The sequence below is a fragment of the Mesorhizobium sp. WSM4847 genome (genome assembly GCF_055811335.1).
The window spans coordinates 128,520-153,515 of record NZ_JBVVPY010000014.1 but is presented as its reverse complement, the minus strand read 5'-3'; the positions used below and the strand labels follow the sequence as shown (position 1 = coordinate 153,515).

Here is a 24,996-nt window from a genome sequence, read left to right as displayed (position 1 = left end):
AGTTTGTTGGGCCAAGTCTGGACGTCGCCGCCCAAATGCTGTTCAAACCGGTGCGTCATCGATTTGCCGGACAATCGCCTGGTCCCAGTGGCGCGGGAAAACCTTTCGTACAGTTCTGCGCATGACCGCCATTCCCGAAAACAAAGCCTTGCCCGAAACCGCGACGGCGGCGCGGCAGGCGCGGCGCGTGGCGCTGATCGTCGCCGTCGCCTTCTTCATGCAACTTCTGGATTCGACGATCATCTCGACATCGCTGCCGCAGATGGGAGAATCCTTCGGCGTGCCGGCAGTGGCGATGAGCATCGGCATCACCGTCTACATGCTGACCATGGCGGTGTTCGTGCCGCTGTCCGGCTGGCTCGCCGACCGCTTCGGCGCGCGCAACATCTTCCTCGTGGCGATCGCCCTGTTCACGCTGGCCTCGATCGCCTGCGGCATCTCGCAGAACCTGACCCAGTTCGTCGCCGCGCGTGCCGTGCAGGGCCTGGGCAGTGCGCTGATGACACCGGTCGGCCGCATCCTGGTGCTGCGCAACGCCTCGAAGTCCGAGCTTCTCAACGCCACCGCGCTGATCACATGGCCGGCGCTCTTTGCGCCGGTGATCGGGCCGGTGCTTGGCGGCTTCATCACCACCTATCTGTCCTGGCACTGGAATTTCTTCATCAACATTCCGCTCGGCGCGGCCGGCCTGGCGCTGGTCGCCTGCTTCATTCCCGGCGACCGCGCTTCCGAAACCAGGCCGCTCGACTGGCCGGGCTTCCTTGTGACCTCGGTCGGGCTCGCCTCGATGCTCTACGGCCTCGAGCGCATCGCCCATCCGCAAGACGGCGCATTGCCGACCGTGGCGCTGCTTGGCGCGGGCGTCCTGATCGGCTGGCTGGCCGTGCGGCACCTGGCGCGCGCCAAAAATCCGCTGCTCGACCTTGCTGCATTCAAAGTGCAGACTTTCGCCATATCGACACTGTCGGCCGGCACCATTTTCCGGGTCTCCATCAACGCCACGCCGTTCCTGCTGCCGCTGCTGTTCCAGGTCGGATTCGGCCTGAGACCCGTCGATGCCGGCATGCTGATCCTGGCTTATTTCCTCGGCAATCTCGGCATGAAGACGGTGACGACGCCGACGCTGAAGCGCTTCGGTTTCCGTTCGGTGCTGGTCGTCAACGGCGTGATCGCATCGCTATCGATCATGGCCTGCGCGGCGATATCGCCGCAGACACCGCAAGCGCTGGTGGTGGCGCTGATGCTGATTGCCGGACTGACGCGGTCGATGCAGTTCACCGCGCTCAACACGCTGGCCTTCGCCGATATCGCTTCGGCGCAGCGCAGCTCGGCGGCGACGCTGTCCAGCATGCTGCAGCAGGTGGCGATGCTGTTCGGCGTGGCGGTCGCCGCGGCGCTGCTCAACCTGTCGCAGATCGCCAGGGCCGGGGCGGCGCCCGACCTCGTCGACTTCCGCCTCGCCTTCCTGGCGATCGGCGCCATCGGGCTCGTGGCCTCGTTCCGCTTCCTGGCGCTGCCGCGGGCCGCCGGCGCCGAGGTTTCGGGCCATCGGGCGTGACCTTCTCCCACAAGGGTGTTTTGAAGGGGGGCAGCGCGTCACACCGGCCGATATACCTTCTCCGCTGTGTTCCAAAAAATGTCCGCCTCTGCCGCCGCACCATGCTTGGCCACCGCCTCCCGGTGCTTCTTGATCAGTTCGGCATGGCTGGTCCACAGCTTTTCGATCGGGAAGTTGGAGCCGAACATCAGACGGTCGCTGCCGAGGATGTCGATTGCGTTGTCGACGATGTAGGTGATCAGCGCCGGGTCGTTGCGGTGGACGAAGGTCCCGAGGCCGGACAGTTTGGCGTAGAGGTTTGGCGCTGCTGAAAGCGAGCGCAGGCCGGCCTTCCAGGCTTGCGTGGTTTCCTCCGACATGTCGGTCAGCATGCCGGCATGGGTGAGGATGAAGTTGGTCTCGGGATTTTCGCCGACAAGCGTCAGCCCGTCCTTCATCTGGGCCGGGAAAAGCTGCAGGTCGAAGGACAGGCCATAGTCCTTCAGCCGCGCCACATTGGCCCGCACCTTCGGGTCGACGACCTGATCGGCGGACGCGGCAAAGCGGAAGGCCGGCGTTTCGTGCCAGTGCAATTGCATGCGCACGCCGCGCAGCAGGGGGTACTTGATCAGTCGGTCGATCTGATGGCGTACATCGTCCACCGTCATGTCGGCATAGCCGACGATGGCGTGCGGCCAACCGGTGTCGTTAGCCGTCGTCTGCAGGAAGGCGACTTCTTTCTCGAAATCCTCCTTGGCCCAGTTGGTCTGGACATAGACCGCCTTCTCGACATCAGAGCCTTGCTGGTCGGCGAGGAATTCCTCGATCGGGTAGTCGCGTCGGATCGGCTCGTAGCGACCGAAGATGCGCGGCACCATCGGCCCCCGCAGCCAGGGCTGATCCTCCTGGCGCCAGATATGGAAATGCGCGTCGATCGCCTTTTTCATCATGAAACCCTTTTCCAGATTGCTGCCGCCGCCGGAGCGGGGCGGGCGAGCGACAGGATGAAATCGGTGAGACCGGCGATCGAAGAGCCGTCGACCAGATCGTCGAGTACCGGCAAGATGGCGCGAAGTGCTGCCGTCGCCGGCCGGAAACGCGGATCGCCGGCCAGCGGCGTCGCCAGCGACAGGCGGAAGGCGCGGGCGCTCAGCCGGCGCATCGCCATTTCCAGCTCGGCATGATCGCCGCGCTCCAGCGCGTCGGACAGGATGATGACCGCCGCCCCGCGCGCGAATGCGGAAAAGCGCGGCACCGACAGGAAGGCGAGCAGCGTCGGTCCCATTCGGGTGCCGCCGTCCCAGTCGTCGACCAGTGCTGCCACCCGCGCCAGCGCCTGGTCGCGGTCGCGAATGCGCAGCGCCGCGGTGATGCGGGTCAGCCGCGTGCCGAAGGTGAAAATTTCGGCCCGGTCCGCGCCTTGCACCGTTGCATGCGCCAGCTTGAGATAGTCCGATGTGTAGAGCTTCATCGAGCCGGACACGTCGATCAGCAGCAAAAGCTTGCGCGACACGGTCTGCCGGCTGCGCAGCAGCGGTGACGGAATATCGCCGTCGGCACTGACGATTTCGCGCAGCGAGCGGCGCAGATCGAGCTTGCCGCGCGCGTGCGTGCGCACGGTGCGGAAGGAGCGGCGGGCGGGCAAGGCGGTAGCGAGCTTGCGGCGGAAAGCGGCAAGCCCGTCGCCGTCGCGCTTGAAGACGCGGGCGCTCAACTGTTCGGCGCCGGAGTATAGCGCACCACCTTCCTCCCGGCGCGCCACCTCGTTCTCTTCGTCGCTGGCGCCGCCGTCGTCCTTGATGCGGGTTTCCTCGTCGGCCTCGCCTTCGACCACGGCCGCGGTGTTGCCGTAGAAATAGCTTTGGAAATGCGCCTCGAATTCGTCGCGGCGGTCGGGCGGCGGCGCCAGCGTGGCAAGGGCGGCCTCGTGGATATCGGCCATCGAGCGGGGCCCGAGCAGCGTCACCGCCTGCATGAAGCCTGACACCTGCTCGGGCGCCACCGGAAAGCCGTAGCGGCGCAGCAGCCGGCCAAAACCGAGGAGAGGTGCTGCGGCGCGGGGCAAGCTTTCTTTCCGCATCATTCCTTCGCGGGCGCTGTCCCGCCAGCGGTGAGGTCGATCCGTATTCGGCCGCCCCGCCGTGAACGGGGAGAAGGGATCGTTGACGTCGCGTGTCACGCCAATGCCTCCTCGACGATCCGGCCAAGCTCGGGGGCGATGTAGGACAGGTCCTCCTCGTCCTTGATCAGCACGCCGATGGCGCGGCGGAACGCTTCCGGCCACGGGCTGCCGCCCTTTTCGAGGATCGTCGCGGCGTTCGCCCATTCGACCGCTTCGGCGATGCCCGGCGGCTTGGCCAGCGGGCGGGCGCGGATTTCGCGCACGGCGGTAGCCACGGCGCGCGCCGTGGCGTTGGCGACGTCGCCGGCGCGCAGCATGATGATTTCGGCCTCGCGCTCGGCGTCGGGATAGGTGATCCAGTGGTAGACGCAGCGCCGCCGCAGCGCCTCCGCCAGTTCGCGGGTGCGGTTCGAGGTCAGGACGACGATCGGCTGCGCTTTGGCGCGGATGGTGCCGCGCTCGGGAATGCTGATCTGGAAGTCGGAAAGGAATTCCAGCAGCAGCGCTTCGAACTCATGGTCGGAACGGTCGATCTCGTCGACCAGCAGCACGCGCTTTTCCGGCGCCTTCAGCACCTGCAGCAGCGGCCGCGCGATCAAAAAGCGGTCATCATAGATGTCGACCTCATGCTCGCCGGCATGGCGGATGGCGAGCAACTGGCGCTGGTAGTTCCATTCGTAGAGCGCGTGTGCGGCGTCGATGCCTTCGTAGCATTGCAGCCGCACCAGGTCGCGCCCGAGCAGTTCGGCTATCGCCTTTGCCGCTTCGGTCTTGCCGACGCCCGGCGCGCCTTCGAGCAGCAGCGGCTTGCCCAGCCGGATCGCCAGGAAAATGGCGGTGGCCAGGCTTTCATCGGCCAGATAGCGCGAGGCGGCGAGGCGCGATGCCACCGCCTCCGGCGAGATCACGACAGTGTCGGCGCTTCCAGTCCGGGCACTTCTTTTGGGCATTTCCAGCACTCAGTTCGAGGCTTGCGCCTTCAGCGCCCGCAGGATGCGTTCCGGCGTGATCGGCAGCGTGTCGATGCGCACGCCGACGGCGTCGAAGACCGCGTTGGCGACCGCCGGGATTTGCGGGTTGGCGCACATTTCGCCCGGCCCCTTGGCGCCAAAGGGTCCGTCGGCCGAGGGCCTCTCCAGCACGATGATCTCGGTTTGCGCAAGATCGCCTGGTCCCGGCATCAGATACTGGTTGAAGTCGGTGCCGCCATGATCGCGGTCGGGGTAATAGGGTTCCGTCGTCTCGTAGAGCGCGTGGCTGATGCCCATCCACGAGCCGCCGACGAGCTGCTGCTCGACCATTTTCGGGTTCAGCGCGCGGCCGATCTCAAAGACGTTCTTCACCGTCAGCACGGTGACCTCGCCGGTTTCGTCGTCGACCTCGACCTCGACCACCGTGCAGGCATGCGCGTAGCAGGTCGACGGTTTCATCGCGCCGGTTTCTTTTTCCGGATAGGAGCGCGGGATCAAAAACATGCCGCGGCCGGAAATCGAGCGGCCGCGCTTGAAATGCGCCGACAGCGCGACATCGAAGATCGAGATCGATCTTTGCGGCGCACCCTTGACCAGGATGTTGCCCTGGCCGTCGGTCTCGAGGTCCGAGGCGTTCACTTCCAGTTCTTCGGCCGCCACTTCCAGCATGACCTGGCGGGCTTCCCTGGCCGCCTGGATGACGGCGTTGCCGGCGCGATGTGTGCCGCGCGAGGCGAAGGTGCCCATGCAGTGCGGGCCGGTGTCGGTGTCGGCGGTGTCGACAACAACGCGGTCGGTCGGCACGCCGATCGTCTCGGCACAGATCTGCGCCATGATCTGCTTCATGCCCTGGCCGAGATCGACGCTCGACAGCGTCACCATGAAATTGCCGGTCGGCGTCGAATGGACCAGCGCCTGGGTTGGATCGCCGCCGAGGTTCATGCCGGTCGGATAGTTGATCGCGGCGACGCCGCGCCCGCGCCTGATCGCCATTTCAAGCTCCCTTCGCGTAGGACGACATCGCCATGAATTTTTCCGCCACCGGCCAGTTGGCGGCGCGCGAGGCTTCCTGCATACACTCGATCAGCGCCGCGCCCTCGGTCGGCTGGCGGTGCGCCTTCATGTCGCCGTCGCGGTAGGCGTTGATGAAACGGAATTCAAGCGGGTCCATGCCGATCAGCCGGGCGAGCTTGTCCATCTGCACCTCAAGCGCGAAATCGCCGATGGTGACGCCGAAGCCGCGCATGGCGGAGGAGGGGGTGCGGTTGGTGTAGACGCAGTAGGTGTCGATCCAGACATTCGGGATGGTGTAAGGGCCGGGATAGTGGCCGGCGCCCTTCTGCGCGCCATAGGGCGAATGGCGCGAATAGGCGCCGGCGTCGGTGTAGCCGGTGACTTTTCTGGCGACGATGCGGCCATCCTTCATGACGCCGTCCTTGATGACGACCTTTTCGGCGGCGCGCGGCGAGGAAATCTGCATCTCCTCCTCGCGGCTGTAGATGAAGGAGACCGGCCGCCCGGTCAGCTTGGCGCCGAGGATGGCGATCGGCTCGACGATGACGTCGACCTTGCCGCCAAAGCCGCCGCCGACGGTGCCGCCGACGAAATGCAGTCTGTTGCCGGGCATCTGCAGGATGATCGAGGCGTTGTCGAGGGTGAAGAACATCGCCTGCGTATTGGTGTAGCAGGTGAAGCGGTCGTCGCCCTCCGGCGCGACGATGCAGCCGGTCGTCTCGGTAGGCGCGTGTTCGATCGGCGAGGATTGGTAGGTCTGCTCGAGCACGTGGTCGGCGCCGGCGAAACCGGCCTCGACATCGCCGAAGCGCACCTTGCGGCATTCGCCGCTGTCGTAGAGATAGTGATTCCGGCCGTGATATTCGTTGACAACAGGCGCGCCGGGCTTCAGCGCTTCCTCCATGTCGAAGACGGCCGGCAGCCCCTCGTAGTCGACCTTGACCTTGGCCGCCGCTTCCTGGGCGGCACGCTCAGTCTCGGCCAGCACCGCCACCACGGCTTCGCCTTTCCAGCGCACCTTGCCGTCGGCCAGCACCGTCTCGTCCTCCGGGCCGATCTGGATCAGGATCAGGATGGTGTAGACATTGTGCGGCACGTCCTTGGCGGTCAGGATTTTCACCACGCCCGGATGCTTTTCCGCCTCTGAAGTGTCGATGCTGCGGATGCGGGCGTGATGATGCGGGCTGCGCACCATCTTCAGATGCAGCATGCCTGGAAAATTGCGGTCGGCGAAATAGGCGGTCTTGCCGGTGACGTGACCGGGCGAATCGGAGCGCGGCCGTGGCTGGCCGATCTCGTGCAGATCGTCCGTGCGCTGGTCGGCGAAATAGCTCTTGCGGAGTTCCATTTTTTCGACTCCCCTCAAGCTGCGTTCTGCGAATTGGACCGCGCGGCGGTCAGCACCGCCTGGATGATCGGCTCGTAGCCGGTGCAGCGGCAGATATTGCCCGACAGCGCCTCGACCACCTCGTCGCGGCTGGGGTCCGGCGTGTGATCGAGCAGCACCTTGGCGGCCATGAGCATGCCCGGCGTGCAGAAGCCGCATTGCGTGGCGAAGGCGTCGAGGAAGGCGCGCTGCAAAGGATGCAGCACGCCGCCTTGCGAAAGCCCCGATGTCGTGGTGATCGCCGCACCGTTGCAGGTTTCGGCCAGCGTCAGGCAGGACAGCCGAAGCTCGCCGTCGATGATGACCGAGCAGGCGCCGCATGTGCCCTGATGGCAGCCGCCTTTCGGCGAGATGTCGCCGACCTTGTCGCGCAGCGCATTGAGCAGCGTCGTGCCGCTGTCGATGAATTCGGCCTTCTCCGCGCCGTTGAGCGTGAACTGAACCGGGATCTTTGCCATCTTTTACTCCTTGCGCCGCAGCCAGGCGGACATCCGCGCCATCGGCCTTCAGGCGAGCAGAAGCCGGCCGAGATGGACCGGCAGGACTTCGTTGCGATACCAGGCACTGGCGACCGCATCGGTAATCGGCGAGGTGCCGTCGCTCGCGACGGCCAGCGCCGGCGCGATGCCATCGCTGGTGAGTTTCCTGCCGAGCAGCGCCTTCTCCGCCGCCTTGGCGCGCATCGGCCGGTCGGCCAGGCAGCCAAGCGCGATGTGCGCCGATGACACGGTTCCGTCCGGCGCTTGTTCCAGCACGGCGGCGATGCTTAGCACCGAGACGCCCTTCGGCTTGACCCTCGATATTTTCAGGAAGCGAAAGCCGCCTTCCAGTGGCAAGCTGAAGCCGACCGAAGTGACGATGGCGTGATTGTCTTCGCGTTTTGCCAGGAAGGTTTCGATCGGCACCTCGCCGTCATCGGTGCCGACGGTTGCGCCCAATGCCAGCAGCGCGACGGTGAAATCGCCATAGGGCGCCGGAGCGAAGAGATTGCCGCCGACGGTCGCCATGTTGCGGATCGCCGGGCCGCCGACGGCGCGCGCGGCGCGGGCAAGGGAAGACAGATCCGGGTGACGGGCGATCGCCGCCATGGTCACCGAAGCGCCGATGCGGACCTCCCTGCCGGAAACGGTGATGGCCGACAGCGCCGGCTCAGTCGACCTGATGAGGCCGGAGACCGAAACGTCGCCTTCATTGGCGGCGCGCACGACCAGCGTGCCGCCGCCGAGATAGCGGGTGCCGGCGGCTTTCAGCGCCGCATTGGCGTCCTTGACCGTCGAGAAAGTCTGCAGTGCAAGCGCCATGGAACGCTCCTTTTTGTGAGCCCCATTCAGCTCAACCCTGGCCGGTGAAATGGGTCTTCAGGGCGTTAAAGCCGCCCTGGAAGACATTGGCGCCCATGCCCTCGGCCAGCTTGTCGGTTTCCTCTGGAGCCGCGTCGAAGCTGGCGGTCCATTCGGCATAGGTGCGGTCGCCATCGGTCACCCGGCGCAGCTGCAGCGTCGCCTGGTGGTTGGTCAGCGGCTGCGGCGTCTCCAGGATGGAGTAGCTGACGAGGAAATTATCGTCGGAGAAGTCGAGCAGCTTCTCGCGGATGCGGGCGCCGCTGGCGAGCTGAAAGTTGCGCACGCAGCCGATCGTGCCGGCGTCCTTGCCGTCCTCGATATGGCTTTCGACCATGCGCGGGTGCCAGCTCGGCAGCCCGTTGAAATCGCGTATGCGCGCCCAGACCTTTTCGACCGGTGCGTCGATGACGCTGGAGACGGTGACTTTCGCCATATGATGCTTCCCTTGCAGATATCTGTGTCGCGAGGGTAGGGCGGTGAGCCCGGCAGCACTTATCAATGCGTCTTGAACGCCTATCAATAAGTCTGAAAAAAACCGGCAATCTGAAAAAAACGGGCAGTGTGAAAATGGCTCAGGAAATGGCCCGCGCCGCCTCGCGATAGAGTGTCGGCGGAACGCCGACATGGTCGCGGAAGAAGCGCGAGAAATTGCCCTGCGTGGTGAAGCCGAGATTGCAGGCGACCGAGATCAGCGGTTCCTGCGACCACTGCAACTGCCGCACCGCTTCCTCCATGCGCAGCGTGTTCCAGTAGACATTGGGCGTCAGATTGGTCTGCTCCTTGAACAGCGCGAAGAAATGCGGCCGCGACAGGCCGACGCTGCGCGCCACCTCGTCGAAGCAGATGCGTTCGCAGACATTGGCCTTCATCAGCTGGATCGCCTTGCGGACACGGAAATCCTGCACGCAGTGGACGCGGGCGCGCGCCACTTGTGGCGCCGAGGCGTCGGCGGCGTCGAGCACGCTGTCGATGAAGCGCTCGATCTCGTAATTGGCGATGTCGTCGATGCTCTCATTGTCGCTGAGATGGTCGAGAAGATTGGCTGCCGCCTTGTGCAGCCACGGCTCCAGCGTGATCGCCGGTGCCGAAAACAGCGGCGCGGTCGACCGCAGGTCGCGGCGCCGGCGCGCCCAGTCCGGATCGATGTAGAAGGCGAGGAACAGGCCGGGCCGGCCGTCGCGGGACAAAGCGTGGCTGTGCGGCTGGAAGGAATTGATGCCGGCGGCGGTGCCGGGCCCAAGCCGCACCGTCTCGCGGCCGATGGTCATCTCGCCGGCCGTGCCTTCCAGCCAGATGATGATATGCGCCTCGACATGGGCATGGGTGACGAAGTCGCTGGCGACGTTCAGGACAGAAACATGTCCGAACCGGCCCCAGTAGAGCCTGATCGCTTCCGTCATGGGTATATCCTCCCGCAGGCGACTGGCCTCCCTTCGCCTGCAATCGGGATAGTGCGGCTCAGTCCGGGCCTGCGTCAAGGCGCATGTGCGCGCCTGGCGCCGGCCACGCGGCGTGCCGTCCGATTTTCAGACTGAGCGATAGCAACGACAACGAATTGCGCGCGTGACCTGCGGCCCTACTCGTTGCGCCGGAAATTGCGGAGCCGGTCGAACAGGACCGCCATCAGAATGGCGCCGCCGATGAACACCCCCTGCCAGAAGGCGTTGATGCCGAGCAGGCCAAGGCTGTTGCGGATCACTTCGATCAGCGCCGCGCCGACGACGGCGCCAAAGGCCGTGCCCATGCCGCCGGCCAGGTTGGCGCCGCCGATGACGGTGGCGGCGATGACCTGAAGCTCCATGCCGTTGCCGAGATTGGTGGTGACGGCGCCCAGCCAGCCGGTCTGGATGATGCCGGCAAGGCCTGCCGCCAGCGCCGAGATCATGTAGACCGCGACCTTGATCTGGCGCACCGGAACGCCGGTCAGCGTCGCCGCATGCTCGTTGCCGCCGATGGCGAAGATGTGCCGGCCGAATTTCGTCCAGCGCAGGACGAAGCCGGTGATCAGCGCCAGCACGATCATGTAGAGCACCGGATTGGCGATGCCGAACACAAAGGCGCCGCCGCCCAGCGCCAGAAGCTTGTCGTGGTCGGGCCCGAACTGGAAGACGACGGTGTTGTTGGAGGCGACCATGGCCAGGCTGCGCGCGATCGACAGCATGCCAAGCGTCACCACGAACGGCGGAAACCCGAGATAGGCGATCAGGATGCCGTTGAAGGCGCCGATGATCAGCGCCGTCGCGATCGCAGCGGCAATGCCGACCTCGATGCCGTAGCCGGCATGCATGGTCACGGCGAGCACCATCGAACACAGGCAAAGCACCGAGCCGACCGACAGGTCGATGCCGCCGGTGATGATGACGAAGGTCATGCCGAGCGCGACGATGGCGACGAAGGTGATGTTGCGGGTGATGTTGTAGAGGTTCTTCGTCGTGGCGAAGGAATCGGTGGCGACGGACAGAAACAGGCAGGCGAGGATGACCGCGATCACCACCCAGAAGGTCTGGCTGGCAAACACCCTGGTCAGCAAAGTGTGCTGTTTCTGTGCGATCGTCTGGTCAAGAGTTACTGCCATCGTCGACCTTTATCTGCTTGCGTGGTGAAACCGGCTGGCATCAAACCTGTTCGATGGCGCCGGTGATGAGCCCGGTGACTTCCTCGGGCGAACTCGACGCGATCGTCTTGTCGGCGACCTTGCGGCCGCGCCGCATGACGATGACGCGGTCGGCAACGTCAAAGACGTCGGGCATGCGGTGGCTGATCAGCACGACGGCAATGCCCTGGTCGCGCAGATGGCGTATCAGGTTCAGCACCTCGGCGACCTGCCGGACCGAGATCGCCGCCGTCGGCTCGTCCATCAGCACGATCTTGGCCTGCGAAAGCATGGTGCGGGCGATTGCCACCGCCTGGCGCTGGCCGCCCGACATCTGCTTGACCAGATCGCGCGGGCGGGTTTCGGATTTCAGCACGGCAAAGATCTGGCCGGCGCGCTTGTACATGGCGGCGTAGTCGAGGATGCGAAACGGCCCGACGCCGCGGCGCAGCTCGCGGCCGAGATAGACATTGGCGGCGGCCGTCAGATTGTTGCACAGCGCCAGATCCTGGTGGACGATCTCGATGCCGTGCTGGCGCGCCTCCACCGGCTTGTGCAGGATCAGCTCCTTGCCGTCCATCTGCATCGTGCCATGGCTCGGGCGGAAATTGCCGGCGATCATCTTGACCAGCGTCGACTTGCCGGCGCCGTTGTCGCCCATCAGCCCGACCACCTGTCCGGCCTCGATCGACAGCGAAACGTCGTTGACGGCCTGGATGGCGCCGAAATGTTTTGAGATGTTGGCGAGTTCGAGAACCGGCACCAGTCTGCTTCCTCCGTGCTTTCGGCCTGCGGTCCTGCCGCGGCCTCGCTCTTCCCAGCTCCTCCCGGGAACCGCGCTTTGGCCCATTTACGCATATGCCCCCTTGCCGTCAACAGCGGCTTCTTTCGAAAAATCCGTTTTGTAGGACAAATAGCAATTGACGTCCGTCGCAAGCCGATATTAGCTAAGCGTCGGAGGAGATTATGCCGATCTCCTGCCCCGGCTCGCCGGGGCTGAGCAGGCGGAGGTTTATCGGTCGAGGATCTGGCAGCGTCCATCGCGCTGGTCTGCAACCATCTGGAAATTCTTATCGGCCCGGCTTGACGACACGAGCGCTCGCGAAACGAACCTCTGTCATCGCGCATCCGGGCTGGTCTGTGTGGCGGGCACGCCGTGTCCGTCTGTTTCAAGGGAGGACTGAAATGAGGAAATCACTATTGCTCGCTGCCGTCGCCATGCTGGCGTTGGGCGCCGGGCCGGCCATGGCCAAGAAACAGCTCGTCATCGTGGTCAAGGGGCTCGACAATCCGTTCTTCGAGGCCATCAACCAGGGTTGCCAGAAATGGAACAAGGAAAACGCCGACTCGGAGTATGAGTGCTTCTACACCGGTCCGGCATCGACCTCGGACGAAGCCGGCGAAGCCCAGATCGTCCAGGACATGCTGAGCAAGCCGGACACGGTGGCGATGGCGATTTCGCCGTCCAACGCACCGCTGATCGCCCAGACGATCAAGAGCGCCAATCCGTCGATCCCGATCATGACGCTCGACGCCGACCTCAGCAAGGAAGATGCGGGGCTGCGCAAGACCTATCTCGGCACCGACAACTACCTGATGGGCTACAAGATCGGCGAGTACATCAAGAAGGGCAAGCCGGATGGCGGCAAGATCTGCACCATTGAAGGCAATCCGGCGGCTGACAACATCCTGCGCCGCGCCCAGGGCATGCGCGACGCGCTTTCAGGCCAGAAGGATCTCCCGGCGCTCAAGGGCGAGGGCGGCTGGACCGAGGTCGCCGGCTGCCCGGTGTTCACCAATGACGACGGCGCCAAGGGCGTGCAGGCGATGACCGATATCCTCGCCGCCAATCCCGACCTCGATGCCTTCGGCATCATGGGCGGCTGGCCGCTGTTCGGCGCGCCGCAGCCCTATCGCGACCTGTTCAAGCCGATGGCCGACAAGATCGCCAAGAACGAGTTCGTCATCGGCGCTGCCGATACGATCGGCGACGAAGTGGCCATTGCCAAGGAGGGTCTGGTGACCGCGCTGGTCGGCCAGCGGCCGTTCGAGATGGGCTACAAGGCGCCCTCGGTGATGATCGACCTGGTCGAAGGCAAGCCCGTCGCCGATCCGGTCTTCACCGGTCTCGACGAGTGCACCAAGGATACGGTCGATACCTGCATCCAGAAGTAGGTTCGCAGTTTCGGGGCGTCCGCTCGACGGGCGCCCCGTCACACCGGTTCACGAAAACCTGCGAGGCGACAGTGCTGGGGCGAACCGCTCCTGCTTTGCTGCGCCTTGAGTTCAGCCTGTGCCGGGGAACATGGATGTCGGACGCCAGATCGAAAAAGCGACTTACCACTGTCAAGGCACGGGCTACGGTCAAGGCACGGGCCAAGGTCAAGGCACGGGCCAAGGTCAAGCCGCCGGTCGCCCGCCCGGCCGGCGCCCGCCGGACCGATGCGGCGCTGATCCCCGGATCGAGCGTGCATGCGTCGCTGGCCAACGAGATCGGCCTCAGGATCGTGCGCGGCGACTATCCGCCGGGAACCATCCTTCCCAACGAGGCCAAATGGTCCGAGACTTTCGACGTCAGCCGCTCGGCGGTGCGCGAAGCGATAAAAATGCTGATGGCCAAGAGCCTGCTGGCCTCACGCCCCAAGATCGGCAGCTGGGTCGAGCCGAAAGAGCGCTGGAACCTGCTCGATCGCGACGTGCTCGCCTGGTATGCGACAGCGCCCGATCGCGAAATGTTCCTGCGCACTGTCCAGGAATTCCGTCACATCATCGAGCCGGAAGCCAGCGCCTTTGCGGCGATCCGGCGCAGCGACGAGCAGATGGCCGAGATCAGCCAGGCCTGCCGGGAGATGGGCGAGGCGGCGACGCTGCCGGAGCGCACCCGCGCCGATACGCGTTTTCACCTGGCCATCCTGCGCGCCTCGGGCAACGACCTGCTGGTGCCGCTCGGCGTGCTGATCGAATCGGCGCTCGATCATCTCTTCGTTTTCGTCACGCGCGAAACCAGCGACCAGCCTCGGGCGCAGGCGCTGCATGAGGCGATCGAGAAGAACATCCGCCTCCGGCGGCCGGCGGCAGCCCGCACCGCGGTGCACCGACTGCTCGCCAACACCGACGAGGTTATCGGGCGGTCGCGGCGGTAAGGTCAAACGCAATCGCTCTGAACGGCCAGGGAGCGGCGACTTGGAAGACTCACGTCGGGCCTGAAACCCCATATGCTTCGTTGACCTCCTCAGAGCGAGGAACGAACCCATTTGCCAGCACTCTTGCTGAGGAGTATCCTTTTGCGCAAAGCTGGCGGTGAGTGTCGGTTGAAAGGGGGAGCATGGCCAGACTTGTCGCACTCTACAAGACTCCGAAAGACGTGGCCGCCTTCGACCGTTACTATGTTTCGACCCACATTCCTCTGGCCAAAGCCATTCCCGGCTTGAGGAAATACGAAATCAGCGATGGCGGCGTCCATTCGCCGGGTGGGGCCTCAGGCTATCATCTTGTTGCTACGCTCTACTTCGATTCCGTTGCGGATATTCAAGCGGCCTTAGCGTCCCCCGAGGGTCGGGCCACGGCGGCTGATCTTGGCAATTTTGCAGATGGCGGAGTGGAGCTAATGCTCTTTGAGACTAGGGAAGTCTGAACCTCGCACAATCCGACCCCAGCAAGGTTTTAACCGAATTTCGGTTGTCGTTCCGCTGTTCGTCATGGGCTCGGTTGCGCCATGACCGTTCATTCTCGCCGCCCTGGACGAACGGCAACTCATGGCGTCGGCGCGTGAGCCATCGTAGAGGGCTTCTGAAGCATTGATGGCGTTTTCCGAGCGCCCACTTGGTGCATTAGATGTCGAATGTCATCTGCAGTATGACCGTAGATTGCCATGACCGTCAGGATGATCGGCTCGCTCAGGAGATCGTCAAGCGTAGGTTCACGCTCTTGCGTCATTGGTCGCCTCAAAATTCTTGTTTATTCCCGCAGCTTCTCCTCGAACGATGACAGTGAGACGGCGTTCGGGAAACTCCTCAAAAAGAGGTAGTCTGCATCGTCATTGTCGACTGATATGGGTGCAGGTTGCCGCCATCAACTTAGTGAGCGACTGTCTTGCTTTCCTGCCGCGCCCCGTAAAGCGAATACAGAAGCTGATTTGTTGCGCTGTGCCTCTCCTGGTGGGCGGCGGCTCAAGCCACTCTTGCCATGTTCGGCACCCGCGCTTTTTATCTGCTTGCTAGCTGGAGGAACTGAGGAGAACCGAACCTCTGACCTCGTCATTGCGAATGTCGAGTACGCGATTGCTTGCGGACATTACCCGGTGCTGCCGCAACTTCGCTTCTGGCGCAACCGCGAACTCCAAAATGTATGCCGGCAATGTCGGCTTACGAGAAATGGCAAAGCTGGCCTCTATGGCCGACATCGCGGCGCAGAGCGGAATATGGGCATCGCGCCGCGACTGTTGACATTTAATCGCGGCTCAGCGCTCGCCGGAGAGCACTGAAACGAATGCGATATTGCTGGGGCGTCAGTCCGATCTTGCGCCGGAACAGGCGCCCGAAAAAACTCGCATCCTCATAGCCCACTTCATTGGCCACCGCCTCGACCTGAAGGTCGCCCGTCTCGAGTAGTTCCTTGGCCGCCTCGAGCCTGAGCGCGTGGATGTAGTCGATTGCCTTCATGTCCGTGGCCCTTGCGAAGCGGCGCACGAAGGAGCGCCCGGAAAGGCCTGACAGCTTGGTCATGGCGGCGACGGGCGAGGGCGTCCGGTAGTTGAGCTCCGCCCATTTCTGGCAGCGGTTGATCACCGCGTCGTCGGTCTGGCGGAAACGCATCAGCGCGGCGAAGGGCTGCTGGCCCATGTCGTGCCACTGCAGCATGTAGACCTTGGCGACCTCCATCGCCTCCTTGAGGCCGACGAAGCGCGCGATGAGATAGAGGGCGAGATCCTGCCAGCTCGAGCCGCCCCCGGCCATGACGATGCGCTGGGCCTCGCCGCTCAGCACCAGCGACTGGCCCGGCTTCACCTGCACGCCGGGATAGTTGTTCGTGAGCGTCTCGACATAGCCCCAATGGATTGTGGCCTCGCGATTTTCCAGCAACCCCGCTTCGCCTAGCAGGACCGCGCCGGAACAGGCGCTGGCCAACATGGCGCCGTCCGCATGCGCCTGCCGCAGCCAGCCGGCCTCGGCATCATACTGCCCGGCGACGCTTTCGCCCGGATTGACGAAGAAATCGGGGATGCAGACGATGTCGGGTCGCGGGCAGTCGGAAAGCGCGTGGTCCGGGCGTACCCAGACGCCGTTTGCGGCGCGAAACGCGCTGCCGTCCCCAGCAACCACATAGGGCCGCATGCGCGGCGTGCCCGCGGCACCGCTGGTGATGAACAGGAAATCCCTGCCGGGCGAGGAAAACAGGTCGAACATGCCGTAGATCGTGGAGGCGGTAGCCTCCGGAACGGCAAGGATCGCCACATTCAATGGGCCGGTCTGTTCAACCATGGCAGAAATGACCACCTTCCAGCACTTTTGACTTTAGCGGTCGTGCCGGTGCTGCGCTAGCGTGCTTGAAACGAGGAGACCGCGACATGGCCACCGCCGCCACCCTTGCATCATCGAGCATCGAAAGCTTCCGTTCAGCGATGCGTGGCGAGGTGCTGGAGCCGTCTAGCCCGTCCTACGATGCGACGCGGGTCGTCTGGAACGGCATGATCGACCGCCGTCCCGCCGTCATCGCGCGCTGCCGGAATGCTGCCGATGTCGCGGCATCGGTGAATTTCGCGCGCGAAGAGCGGCTGGCGATCGCGATCCGCTCGGGCGGCCATAATGTCGCAGGCTATGCCGTCTGCGACGGCGGCCTGATGATCGACATGTCGCTGATGAATGGCGTGCGGGTCGCCGGCCTCGATCGTGCTTTCGTAGAGGGCGGCGCTACGTGGGCCGATGTCGATGCGGCCACCACCCCGCTTGGCCGCGCCACGCCGGGCGGCCTGATCTCGGCGACTGGCGTTGCCGGCCTGACACTCTCAGGAGGCATCGGCTGGCTGCGCGGCAGCCACGGCCTCAGCGTCGACAATCTGCTGGCCGCCGATCTGGTGACCGCCGATGGACGCCTCATCCAAGTCGATGCGACGCAGAACCCGGATCTCTTCTGGGCGTTGCGCGGCGGCGGCGGCAATTTCGGCGTGGTGACGAGCTTCGAGTTCAAGCTGCACCCGATCGAACCCGAGCTGATGTTCTGTGGTCCTGCCTATCCGGAAGAGCGCGCCAACGAGATCATTCCGCTTTGGCGCGACTTCATGCAAACCGCCCCCGACCGCCTGAGCGGGCTGGCCGAGTTCTCCACCATTCCGGAGGATCCCTCCGTTCCCGAACACGCCTGGGGCCGCCGCGTCCTGGCGCTTGCGCATGTCTATGACGGACCGGCGGACGAGGGCGAGCGCGTCGCGGCTCCGCTGCGCAGCTTTGGCGAATCGCTCGTCGATTTCAGCGGTCGCATGCCGTATCGCACCATCCAGTCGCTCTATGACGGCCTGTTCCCGAAAGGCCGCGACCGCTGCTACTGGAAGTCCACCTACCTCTCGCGCCTCGATGACGAGGTCATCGGGGAGATCACCGCGCGGATGGCGAAGCGGCCCTCCGAAATGACCTTTGCCTCGATCTGGAAGTTCGGCGGTTTCGTCCAGCGCGTCGCAGCCGATGCGACTGCCTTCGGCGACCGCTCCATGCCCTTCATGCTCAGCCTTGACGCCATCTGGCCAGGCACTGACGATGACGATGCGAACATCGGCTGGGTTCGCAGCTTCTGGCAGGACATGCAGCGCTACTCGACCGGCCGCCTCTACCTGAACTTCCCAGGCCATGGCGAAGGTGCGGATCTCGTGCGCGACGCCTTCGGAGCCGAGGTCTACGCGCGGCTCGCCAAGATCAAGCACAGATACGATCCGGACAATCTGTTCCGCCTCAACCAGAACATCCTGCCAATGCACTGACGCACAATCCAAATCGCGCGTACGGTTGCGACTCTCGTCTCGATCGTGATGGCTTTGATCGCGCTGAGTCGCGAGCGACGCCCAGTGTGGTCGCCGCGATGTGTGCTTTCAATCAGTGGCAAATCTGTCCGCAACGGCCGAGATCGGCCAGGCCTGCCGGGAGATGGGCGAGGCGGCGACGCTGCCGGAGCGCACCCGCGCCGACACGCGTTTTCACCTGGCGATCCTGCGCGCCTCGGGCAACGACCTGCTGGTGCCGCTCGGCGTGCTGATCGAATCGGCGCTCGATCATCTCTTCGTTTTCGTCACGCGCGAAACCAGCGACCAGCCGCGGGCGCAGGCGCTGCATGAGGCGATCGAGAAGAACATCCGCCTCCAGCGGCCGGAGGCGGCAAGGAGTGCCGTGCACAGGCTGCTCGCCAACACCGACGAGGTTATCGGGCGGTCGCGGCGGTGATTTCATGCACCTTTCCTTCTCCCACAAGGGGAGAAGGGACGGCGGCAGCCTCAAATCGTCTGCTTCTTCCCATCCTTCGTCGGCGTCAAATCGACGCCGTTGACCTTGCCGATATGCGTCGCCAGCATCGGCACATATTGATCGGCGGGCCCGGCGGCGAATGCGCCGGCGAAGGCGTTCTTGGTGGCGTTGCCGAGCGGGTTGGCGATGCCGGCGGCACCGGCCATCGATTCGAGGTAGGTGAGGTCCTTGAAGGCGTTGGCGATGGTGAATTTGTGCGCATCGCGGTCGCCTTCCAGCGTCCAGCGCATGAAAGTCTGGTAGAAGCCGCAATCCATGCGGCCGTTGCGGATGACGCTGTCGAAGCGCGGCGGCGAGATGCCGACCTTTTCGGCCAGCGCCAGCGCCTCGGAATAGATCGCCGCATAGCCCAGCGAGATGAAATTGTTGAGCAGCTTCATGCGGTGGCCGTCGCCGGTGTCACCGATATGGACGATACGTCCGGCCCAGGTGTCGACCACTGGCTTCAGCCGGGCAAAGACCGCGTCGGATGCACCGACCATGGCGTCCAGCGTGCCTTCCCAGGCCTCCTTCGGGGTGCGGCTGAGCGGGGCATCGACATAGTCGACGCCGAGCCCCTTGAGTTCGGCGGCAAGCGCCACCGTCGAAGTGGGATCCGAAGTCGAGCAATCGACGACCACCGAACCCTGCTTCAGGCCCTCCTTGAGGCCGCCCGGCCCGCGGATGATGGCCTCGACCTCGCGCGAGCCGGTGACGCAGATGAAGACGATATCGGATGCCGCTGCCACCTCGCGCGAGGTCGCGGCTTCCTTCGCGCCCCGGCCGAGCATGTCTTGCGCCGGCGCCCGGTTCTTGCGGCCGAGAAACGTCAGGGAATAGCCCTTGTCGACGATGTTCTTCGCGATCCCGTGTCCCATCAGGCCCAGTCCGATGAAGCCGATCTTTTCGCTCGCGGCGGTGGTGTTCATGGCGTGTAATCCTGTGTTGCGGTCTCGATGACGGCGCTGCACTTCGGCAGGCGAATTGTTGAAGCGGGTTTTCGCCGCAGGCCGTTGGCAGGCGATTGCGGAATGCCATATTGTCTGACAATACACATGTATTCCAGGGAATGTGGAGAGCAAAATGACGAAGCGGATCATGTTCACCGGCGGCAGCGGCAAGGCGGGGCGCCATGTCGTGCAGTATCTGGTCGAGCAGGGCTGCCAGGTGCTCAACATCGACACCAAGCCGCTCGACAATCCCAAGGTGCGCACCCTGATCACCGATATCACCGACAGCGGGCAGGTGTTCAATGCGCTGTCGAGCTATATGGGCCTGCATGAATTCGACCCGTCGCTGCGCGCGCAGCCGGTCGATGCCGTGGTGCACTTCGCGGCGATCCCGCGCATCATGATCACGCCCGACAACGAGGTGTTCCGCATCAACGCGCTCGGCACCTACAATGTCATCGAGGCGGCGGTGAAACTCGGCATCCGCAAGGTGGTGATCGCCTCCAGCGAGACGACCTATGGGCTGGTTTTTGCCAACGAGCCGCGCGACCCGACACATTTCCCGCTCGACGAGGACTATGACGTCGATCCAATGGACAGCTATGCGCTGTCGAAGATCGTCAACGAGAAGACGGCGCGCGCCTTCGCGCTGCGCAGCGGCATCGACATCTACGCCTTGCGCATCGGTAACGTCATCGAGCCGCATGAATATTCGCTGTTCCCGAAATGGTTCGCCGATCCAGGTTTCCGCAAGCGGATCGCCTGGAGCTATATCGACGCGCGCGACCTCGGCCAGATCACCCTGCGCGCCATCGAGAAGGACGGGCTCGGCTATCAGGTGTTCAACGCCGCCAATGACGACACCTCGTCCGACCTGCCGACGGCCGAACTCTTGAAGCGGTTCTATCCCGGCGTGCCGGTCAAGGGCGAGCTCGGCGAATACGAGACGCTGCTTTCGAACCGCAAGGCGCGGGATATGCTCGGCTTCCGCCCGGAACACAGCTGGCGGAAATACGTCAAGACGGCATGACGAGGCCGATGCATCCCGGCTGATCTGTGCACAGAAGCAGGCTTTGCCGCCCGAGGCTTGTCCGGTGCTTGACAGCTTTCGCAATCCGGACTTTGTGAACGCATGCGGGACGGCAAGCCGAATAAGCGAAAAACACCGGCCAGGGCGGCGTCGGCCGAGCGCCCGGCTGCCGTTCGCCGTGCCGATACGGCGCGCATGCCTGGGGCGAGCGTGCATGCGTCGCTGGCCAACGAAATCGGTCTCAGGATCGTGCGCGGCGACTATCCGCCGGGAACCATCCTGCCCAACGAGGCCAAATGGTCCGAGACTTTCGACGTCAGCCGCTCGGCGGTGCGCGAAGCGATAAAAATGCTGATGGCCAAGAGCCTTTTGGCGTCGCGTCCAAAGATCGGCAGCTGGGTCGAGCCGAAAGAGCGCTGGAACCTGCTCGATCGCGACGTGCTCGCCTGGTACGCGACCTCGCCCGACCGCGAGGTGTTCCTGAAAACGGTGCAGGAGTTCCGCCACATCATCGAGCCGGAAGCGACCGCCTTTGCCGCGATGCGGCGCACAGACGAGCAGATGGCCGAGATCAGCCGGGCCTGCCGGGAGATGGGCGCGGCGGCGACGCTGCAGGAGCGCACCCGCGCCGACACGCGGTTTCACCTGGCGATCCTGCGCGCCTCCGGTAACGACCTCCTGGTGCCGCTCGGCGTGCTGATCGAATCGGCGTTCGATCATCTGTTCGCCTATACGACGCGGGAACTGGACGATCTGCAGCACGCGCAGAAGCTGCACGAGGCGATCGAAAGGAACATCCGCCTGCAGCGGCCGGATGCGGCACGCAACGCGGTGCGCAAGCTGTTGGCCAATACCGACAGCGTCATCAAGTCGCGCTGAAAAAGCGCGGCGGACCACTGCAGCGCTTCATCTTCTTTCTCCACCGCCCGCAATTTCGCCGTTCGCAATCTCCCCGTTCGCGATCGCCGCCGGGCCACAGCCGCCAATCTCCAAGATTTGAGATTAGCCGCAGGGTCCCATGCCTTCGTCATCCTGGGGCGAAGCAAGGAGCGAAGCGACGCCGCGCAGACCCCAGGATCCATGCCGTTACCTTGGAGCACTGCTGCGGTGCAGGACCTTTGATCGCGGGAGGGACAGCGCCCCCCTCTGTCCTGCCGGACATCTCCCCCACAAGGAGGGAGATTGGCTTCATCACTGATTTCGCCAATCACCAACCTTGCGGACGCTGTCCGCGAAGCTGCCGATCTCCCCAAGTGGGGGAGATGTCGAGTCTTGGCAAAGAGGGCAGGACAGAGGGGGGCGCGAAGGATCGCTACAGAGCGCTTTTATTCTGAGCCGTTGCATTCTTCGGCGGCTGTCACGGAATGGCTCCCAGGGTCTGCGCCGCGTCGCTTCGCTCCTTGCTCAGTGTTCTCTCGGGCGCCCAAACGCGGCGCGCAGTTCGTCCTTGGCGTCCTCCAGCACTTTCTTCTGCTTGGCCGGCAGGTTCGTGCCGGCGCGGTTGATGTAAAAATTCAGCATCGACATGGCGGACTGGAACGGCTCGGCCTTGCGCCGGTCGCTGTGCTCGGCCGATCGCTTCAACGAGGCTGCGATCTTCTTGGGGTCGTGGGATTCGAAGATATGGTCCTCGAGGTCCAGCGCATCGCTGTGCTCGGTGACCTCGGCCGACCATTTCCTTTTCGCGGTCATGACAAGCTCCTTCCATTGCTAAGTTTGATGAAAAACTCCGGGACGGCGGCCACCGTTCCACTGCAGCTCAAATCCCTGGAGCCACGGAATTGCGCGATGTGGCGCTGCACGGCGCCGCCAATGTCCCGATAGTGGTGCCGAACCGTCGACTTGCGCACAACCGCGGACAGGAAACGCCTTGACCACAACCGCCTCCAGCCGGCCGAGCAGCCCCGGCATAGACAGCGCCTATGCCTGGCTGCGGCTCGGCATCTCGATGCTGCTGGCGACGATCGGCGGTGTCGGCATGTGGGCGGTGGTCGTGGTGCTGCCCGCCATGCAGGCCGAATTCGGCGTCGATCGCGCCGCCGCTTCGATGCCCTATACCGCGACCATGGCCGGTTTCGCCGTCGGCAATGTGCTGGTCGGCCGCGCCATCGACCGCATCGGCTACTGGATACCGGCGCTCATTGCCTCGGTGACGCTCGGTACCGGGTTCCTGCTGGCGTCGCTGACCACTTCGATCCTGCAGTTCACCCTTGTCCAGGGACTTTTGATCGGCGTCGGCACGTCGGCGATTTTCGGGCCGCTGATCGCCGACATCTCGCACTGGTTCAACCGCCGCCGCGGCGTCGCGGTGACGGCTGCCGCCGCCGGCAGCTATCTCGCCGGGGTGATCTGGCCGTTGGCAATGCCCTACGTCATACAGAGCGAGGGCTGGCGCTTCACCTATGCCGCGATCGGCGTCGTCTGCCTCGCCACCATGCTGCCGCTGATCACGCTGCTCAGGCGCGGCGCACCACATGCCGCCGCTCCCGGTTCACCTGGCAGCCGGCCGGTCCAGCCGATCACGCTGTCACCGGTAGCGCTGCAGGTGTTGCTCGTCGTCGCCGGCCTTGGCTGCTGCGTGGCGATGTCGATGCCGCAGGTCCATATCGTCGCCTATTGCATGGATCTCGGCTACGGCGTGGCGCGAGGCGCCGACATGCTGTCGATCATGATGGCGGCGGGCGTCGTCAGCCGGCTGGCGTCCGGCTTCCTTGCCGATCGTATCGGCGGCGTGAAAACCCTGCTGATCGGCTCGGTGCTGCAAGCCCTGTCGCTGTTGTTCTACATCCCCTTCGACGGGCTCGCGTCGCTTTACGTCGTCTCGCTGGTCTTCGGCCTGTCGCAGGGCGGCATCGTGCCTTGCTATGCCATCATCGTGCGCGAATACATGCCCGCCAAAGAGGCCGGCCAGCGCGTCGGTATCGTAATCATGGCAACGATCTTCGGCATGGCAATCGGCGGCTGGATGTCGGGCTGGATCTACGATCTGACCGGCTCCTACGCCGCCGCGTTCCTCAACGGCATTGCCTGGAACCTGCTGAACATAGCAGCGATGGTGCTGCTGTTGTGGAAGGCGCGGCGCAGCGCCGCGGCGATGGCCTGAGCACTGACCCGCTGGCCAGAGCGATGGCAGCGACATGGGGTAGGCCCCGTGACGCGGAGCCCGGTCCAGGTTCCTGCTTGACGTACACATATCTCGGCGGTTATTGGTTTCCAATAGCCAGAGAGTTATCGATCGCCATGTCACAGCCCCACGAGATCCTCTTCAAAACGCTTGCCGATCGGACGCGACGGGCCATCTTCGAGCGGCTGTGTCGCGACGGAGACCAAACCGTCGCGGCCCTGACCGCTCGGGCCGGGGTCTCGCAACCGGCCGTGTCAAAGCATCTTGGGGTGCTGAAGCAGGCCGGGTTGGTGCGCGATCGCCACGAAGGCCGCAACACGCACTATAGCGCGGAACTCGGCGCCCTGGCGCCGCTGATCGACTGGACAAACCAAATGGCTGGGTTCTGGCAAAGCCGGTTCGACAACCTCGAAGATCTGCTCAAAAGGATGGACCAATGACCAATACCGAGACCGAAACGCGCGCCGTCATTGTTGAACGGGAGGTTGCTTTTCCGCCGGAAAAGATCTGGCGCGCGCTCACCCAATCAGATTTGATCGAGGAGTGGCTGATGAAGAACGATTTCAAGCCAGACGAGGGGCACCGTTTCAATCTGAGCGCGGACTGGGGGACGGTCGACTGTCAGGTCCAGGCAGTCGAGCCCAGCAAGACGCTGTCTTACACGTGGGATACCAAGGATCTCAGAAGTGTCGTCACGTGGACGCTCACCCCTACGAGCACGGGGACCCATCTGCGCATGGAGCAGTTGGGCTTCCGGCCGGATCAGCAGCAGTACTATCAGGGCGCCCAACACGGATGGCAGCGGTTCTTTGCGAAGCTGGAGCAGGTCCTGGCGCGAATAGAATAGGCGTGCCGGCGCCATAGGCATCTGCGGGCGAAACGCAATGCCCAACAAGACGTCTGTCAACGAAACAAGGTAGCAAAAAAGCCGCCAAGCGGGTCGTGCGGCTCGTCTTCAGAGGAGGTCCCAAATGAACTGGAACACGTGGATCCGGCAATTCCACCGCTGGCTGTCGATCATTTTTACGGCGGTCGTCGCTGCCATCTTCATCACCTTGGGCGTAGGTGTCGAGCCGGCCTATTGGGTATATCTCATGCCGCTGATCCCGCTCGGCTTGCTCATCCTCAGCGGTCTCTATCTGTTCGCGTTGCCCTATGCCACGAACTGGCGCAGCGGACGACGCACGGCGTAGAAGACTGAGCACGGTGGACGACAAGACGCCCGCTCACCACCCACAGCCGAAATTCAAACAGTGGCGCTACCCGAGTTCGGGTAGCGTCCTGCCCGGTTCGCTTGACAATGGGGAAAGGCTGCGCGACGCCAGACGGGTGTGGCAAGTCGGGTGCGGCAAAGTCGGATTGGCATGGCGACAGTGGCAAAGACGCTGAACAGCATTTCGCGGTCGCGCTTCGGCGAGGGCGCCGCGTTCGGGACCAG

The 24,996-nt window shown here is 64.1% G+C and carries 25 protein-coding genes and 1 pseudogene; 12 read left to right on the top strand and 14 right to left on the bottom strand.

Annotation, left to right across the window (positions count from 1 at the left end; genetic code table 11):
- Positions 1-121 precede the first annotated feature (121 nt).
- Positions 122-1,558, top strand: coding sequence for a DHA2 family efflux MFS transporter permease subunit (locus tag AC0L28_RS21115; protein ID WP_473480001.1), 1,437 nt, complete (start codon positions 122-124; stop codon positions 1,556-1,558).
- 38 nt (positions 1,559-1,596) lie between these two features.
- On the opposite strand, the gene AC0L28_RS21110 is transcribed toward AC0L28_RS21115, so the two are convergent.
- From AC0L28_RS21110 to AC0L28_RS21060, 11 genes are all read right to left on the bottom strand, one after another.
- Complete coding sequence (locus tag AC0L28_RS21110; RefSeq protein WP_473480038.1) at positions 1,597-2,484, bottom strand: amidohydrolase family protein; 888 nt, start codon at positions 2,482-2,484, stop codon at positions 1,597-1,599.
- Positions 2,484-3,620, bottom strand: coding sequence for a vWA domain-containing protein (locus AC0L28_RS21105; RefSeq protein WP_473480037.1), 1,137 nt, complete (start codon positions 3,618-3,620; stop codon positions 2,484-2,486). Before AC0L28_RS21105 ends, AC0L28_RS21110 begins: the two co-directional genes overlap by 1 nt.
- Before the next feature lie 92 nt (positions 3,621-3,712).
- Complete coding sequence (locus AC0L28_RS21100; protein ID WP_473479999.1) at positions 3,713-4,609, bottom strand: AAA family ATPase; 897 nt, start codon at positions 4,607-4,609, stop codon at positions 3,713-3,715.
- Positions 4,610-4,618: 9 nt separating this feature from the next.
- On the bottom strand, positions 4,619-5,623 hold the full coding sequence (locus tag AC0L28_RS21095) for a xanthine dehydrogenase family protein molybdopterin-binding subunit (RefSeq protein WP_027154342.1): 1,005 nt from the start codon (positions 5,621-5,623) through the stop codon (positions 4,619-4,621).
- A gap of 1 nt (position 5,624) precedes the next feature.
- The gene (locus AC0L28_RS21090) at positions 5,625-6,992 is read right to left on the bottom strand and encodes a xanthine dehydrogenase family protein molybdopterin-binding subunit (protein ID WP_128175090.1); all 1,368 of its coding nucleotides are present in this window, start codon (positions 6,990-6,992) and stop codon (positions 5,625-5,627) included.
- 14 nt (positions 6,993-7,006) lie between these two features.
- Positions 7,007-7,489, bottom strand: a complete 483-nt coding sequence (locus AC0L28_RS21085) for a (2Fe-2S)-binding protein (protein WP_128175093.1) — start codon at positions 7,487-7,489, stop codon at positions 7,007-7,009.
- A gap of 48 nt (positions 7,490-7,537) precedes the next feature.
- Positions 7,538-8,332, bottom strand: a complete 795-nt coding sequence (locus AC0L28_RS21080; protein WP_287249962.1) for an FAD binding domain-containing protein — start codon at positions 8,330-8,332, stop codon at positions 7,538-7,540.
- Between the two features lie 31 nt (positions 8,333-8,363).
- A complete protein-coding gene (locus AC0L28_RS21075; protein WP_473479996.1) occupies positions 8,364-8,807 on the bottom strand; it encodes an SRPBCC family protein in 444 nt (147 codons plus the stop codon).
- 139 nt (positions 8,808-8,946) lie between these two features.
- Entirely contained in the window at positions 8,947-9,774 is an 828-nt protein-coding gene (locus AC0L28_RS21070; RefSeq protein WP_027154337.1) for an AraC family transcriptional regulator, read from the bottom strand.
- A gap of 176 nt (positions 9,775-9,950) precedes the next feature.
- Positions 9,951-10,949: an ABC transporter permease gene (locus AC0L28_RS21065; protein ID WP_128175099.1), complete on the bottom strand. Its 999-nt coding sequence runs from the start codon at positions 10,947-10,949 to the stop codon at positions 9,951-9,953.
- 40 nt (positions 10,950-10,989) lie between these two features.
- The gene (locus AC0L28_RS21060; RefSeq protein WP_027154335.1) at positions 10,990-11,730 is read right to left on the bottom strand and encodes an ATP-binding cassette domain-containing protein; all 741 of its coding nucleotides are present in this window, start codon (positions 11,728-11,730) and stop codon (positions 10,990-10,992) included.
- A gap of 422 nt (positions 11,731-12,152) precedes the next feature.
- On the opposite strand from AC0L28_RS21060, the gene AC0L28_RS21055 reads away from it, so the two are divergent.
- The 3 genes from AC0L28_RS21055 to AC0L28_RS21045 all read left to right on the top strand — a co-directional run bounded on the left by AC0L28_RS21055 (position 12,153) and on the right by AC0L28_RS21045 (position 14,601).
- Positions 12,153-13,142 (top strand): sugar-binding protein, encoded by a 990-nt coding sequence (locus tag AC0L28_RS21055; protein WP_023798646.1) that lies wholly within the window; start codon positions 12,153-12,155, stop codon positions 13,140-13,142.
- A 134-nt stretch (positions 13,143-13,276) separates the two neighbouring features.
- A complete protein-coding gene (locus tag AC0L28_RS21050; protein WP_091599173.1) occupies positions 13,277-14,110 on the top strand; it encodes a FadR/GntR family transcriptional regulator in 834 nt (277 codons plus the stop codon).
- Between the two features lie 182 nt (positions 14,111-14,292).
- A complete protein-coding gene (locus tag AC0L28_RS21045; RefSeq protein WP_023798648.1) occupies positions 14,293-14,601 on the top strand; it encodes an EthD family reductase in 309 nt (102 codons plus the stop codon).
- 814 nt (positions 14,602-15,415) lie between these two features.
- Here the strand turns inward: AC0L28_RS21045 and AC0L28_RS21040 are convergent.
- Positions 15,416-16,447, bottom strand: a complete 1,032-nt coding sequence (locus tag AC0L28_RS21040) for a GlxA family transcriptional regulator (RefSeq protein ID WP_473479992.1) — start codon at positions 16,445-16,447, stop codon at positions 15,416-15,418.
- Positions 16,448-16,533: 86 nt separating this feature from the next.
- Between AC0L28_RS21040 and AC0L28_RS21035 the strand changes: the two genes are divergently transcribed.
- A complete protein-coding gene (locus AC0L28_RS21035) occupies positions 16,534-17,937 on the top strand; it encodes an FAD-binding oxidoreductase (protein WP_473479990.1) in 1,404 nt (467 codons plus the stop codon).
- A gap of 136 nt (positions 17,938-18,073) precedes the next feature.
- Positions 18,074-18,394, top strand: a pseudogene (locus AC0L28_RS21030) (FadR/GntR family transcriptional regulator); the annotation flags it as partial.
- Positions 18,395-18,444: 50 nt separating this feature from the next.
- Here the strand turns inward: AC0L28_RS21030 and AC0L28_RS21025 are convergent.
- Complete coding sequence (locus tag AC0L28_RS21025) at positions 18,445-19,383, bottom strand: NAD(P)-dependent oxidoreductase (protein ID WP_473479988.1); 939 nt, start codon at positions 19,381-19,383, stop codon at positions 18,445-18,447.
- A gap of 154 nt (positions 19,384-19,537) precedes the next feature.
- On the opposite strand from AC0L28_RS21025, the gene AC0L28_RS21020 reads away from it, so the two are divergent.
- Together AC0L28_RS21020 and AC0L28_RS21015 are read left to right on the top strand one after the other, a co-directional pair.
- Positions 19,538-20,434, top strand: a complete 897-nt coding sequence (locus tag AC0L28_RS21020) for an NAD-dependent epimerase/dehydratase family protein (protein WP_287067853.1) — start codon at positions 19,538-19,540, stop codon at positions 20,432-20,434.
- Positions 20,435-20,536: 102 nt separating this feature from the next.
- On the top strand, positions 20,537-21,313 hold the full coding sequence (locus AC0L28_RS21015) for a FadR/GntR family transcriptional regulator (RefSeq protein ID WP_287052673.1): 777 nt from the start codon (positions 20,537-20,539) through the stop codon (positions 21,311-21,313).
- 525 nt (positions 21,314-21,838) lie between these two features.
- Here AC0L28_RS21015 and AC0L28_RS21010 read toward each other — a convergent pair.
- A complete protein-coding gene (locus AC0L28_RS21010) occupies positions 21,839-22,126 on the bottom strand; it encodes a DUF3175 domain-containing protein (protein WP_023798654.1) in 288 nt (95 codons plus the stop codon).
- 178 nt (positions 22,127-22,304) lie between these two features.
- Here AC0L28_RS21010 and AC0L28_RS21005 point away from each other — a divergent pair, with 178 nt between their 5' ends.
- From AC0L28_RS21005 to AC0L28_RS20990, 4 genes are all read left to right on the top strand, one after another.
- Positions 22,305-23,537: an MFS transporter gene (locus AC0L28_RS21005; RefSeq protein ID WP_473479985.1), complete on the top strand. Its 1,233-nt coding sequence runs from the start codon at positions 22,305-22,307 to the stop codon at positions 23,535-23,537.
- Positions 23,538-23,674: 137 nt separating this feature from the next.
- Positions 23,675-23,998: an ArsR/SmtB family transcription factor gene (locus AC0L28_RS21000; protein WP_128247742.1), complete on the top strand. Its 324-nt coding sequence runs from the start codon at positions 23,675-23,677 to the stop codon at positions 23,996-23,998.
- Positions 23,995-24,405, top strand: coding sequence for an SRPBCC family protein (locus AC0L28_RS20995; protein ID WP_287174559.1), 411 nt, complete (start codon positions 23,995-23,997; stop codon positions 24,403-24,405). The genes AC0L28_RS21000 and AC0L28_RS20995 overlap by 4 nt, the downstream gene beginning before the upstream one ends.
- 124 nt (positions 24,406-24,529) lie before the next feature.
- Complete coding sequence (locus tag AC0L28_RS20990; RefSeq protein ID WP_287229374.1) at positions 24,530-24,751, top strand: hypothetical protein; 222 nt, start codon at positions 24,530-24,532, stop codon at positions 24,749-24,751.
- Positions 24,752-24,996: the final 245 nt, after the last annotated feature.

Coding starts and splice junctions, on each gene's coding strand:
- AC0L28_RS21115 (WP_473480001.1), top strand. CDS start 122: ATGACCGCCATTCCCGAAAACAAAGCCTTGCCCGAAACCGCGACGGCG.
- AC0L28_RS21110 (WP_473480038.1), bottom strand. CDS start 2,484: ATGAAAAAGGCGATCGACGCGCATTTCCATATCTGGCGCCAGGAGGAT.
- AC0L28_RS21105 (WP_473480037.1), bottom strand. CDS start 3,620: ATGATGCGGAAAGAAAGCTTGCCCCGCGCCGCAGCACCTCTCCTCGGT.
- AC0L28_RS21100 (WP_473479999.1), bottom strand. CDS start 4,609: ATGCCCAAAAGAAGTGCCCGGACTGGAAGCGCCGACACTGTCGTGATC.
- AC0L28_RS21095 (WP_027154342.1), bottom strand. CDS start 5,623: ATGGCGATCAGGCGCGGGCGCGGCGTCGCCGCGATCAACTATCCGACC.
- AC0L28_RS21090 (WP_128175090.1), bottom strand. CDS start 6,992: ATGGAACTCCGCAAGAGCTATTTCGCCGACCAGCGCACGGACGATCTG.
- AC0L28_RS21085 (WP_128175093.1), bottom strand. CDS start 7,489: ATGGCAAAGATCCCGGTTCAGTTCACGCTCAACGGCGCGGAGAAGGCC.
- AC0L28_RS21080 (WP_287249962.1), bottom strand. CDS start 8,332: ATGGCGCTTGCACTGCAGACTTTCTCGACGGTCAAGGACGCCAATGCG.
- AC0L28_RS21075 (WP_473479996.1), bottom strand. CDS start 8,807: ATGGCGAAAGTCACCGTCTCCAGCGTCATCGACGCACCGGTCGAAAAG.
- AC0L28_RS21070 (WP_027154337.1), bottom strand. CDS start 9,774: ATGACGGAAGCGATCAGGCTCTACTGGGGCCGGTTCGGACATGTTTCT.
- AC0L28_RS21065 (WP_128175099.1), bottom strand. CDS start 10,949: ATGGCAGTAACTCTTGACCAGACGATCGCACAGAAACAGCACACTTTG.
- AC0L28_RS21055 (WP_023798646.1), top strand. CDS start 12,153: ATGAGGAAATCACTATTGCTCGCTGCCGTCGCCATGCTGGCGTTGGGC.
- AC0L28_RS21050 (WP_091599173.1), top strand. CDS start 13,277: ATGTCGGACGCCAGATCGAAAAAGCGACTTACCACTGTCAAGGCACGG.
- AC0L28_RS21045 (WP_023798648.1), top strand. CDS start 14,293: ATGGCCAGACTTGTCGCACTCTACAAGACTCCGAAAGACGTGGCCGCC.
- AC0L28_RS21040 (WP_473479992.1), bottom strand. CDS start 16,447: ATGGTTGAACAGACCGGCCCATTGAATGTGGCGATCCTTGCCGTTCCG.
- AC0L28_RS21035 (WP_473479990.1), top strand. CDS start 16,534: ATGGCCACCGCCGCCACCCTTGCATCATCGAGCATCGAAAGCTTCCGT.
- AC0L28_RS21025 (WP_473479988.1), bottom strand. CDS start 19,383: ATGAACACCACCGCCGCGAGCGAAAAGATCGGCTTCATCGGACTGGGC.
- AC0L28_RS21020 (WP_287067853.1), top strand. CDS start 19,538: ATGACGAAGCGGATCATGTTCACCGGCGGCAGCGGCAAGGCGGGGCGC.
- AC0L28_RS21015 (WP_287052673.1), top strand. CDS start 20,537: ATGCGGGACGGCAAGCCGAATAAGCGAAAAACACCGGCCAGGGCGGCG.
- AC0L28_RS21010 (WP_023798654.1), bottom strand. CDS start 22,126: ATGACCGCGAAAAGGAAATGGTCGGCCGAGGTCACCGAGCACAGCGAT.
- AC0L28_RS21000 (WP_128247742.1), top strand. CDS start 23,675: ATGTCACAGCCCCACGAGATCCTCTTCAAAACGCTTGCCGATCGGACG.
- AC0L28_RS20995 (WP_287174559.1), top strand. CDS start 23,995: ATGACCAATACCGAGACCGAAACGCGCGCCGTCATTGTTGAACGGGAG.
- AC0L28_RS20990 (WP_287229374.1), top strand. CDS start 24,530: ATGAACTGGAACACGTGGATCCGGCAATTCCACCGCTGGCTGTCGATC.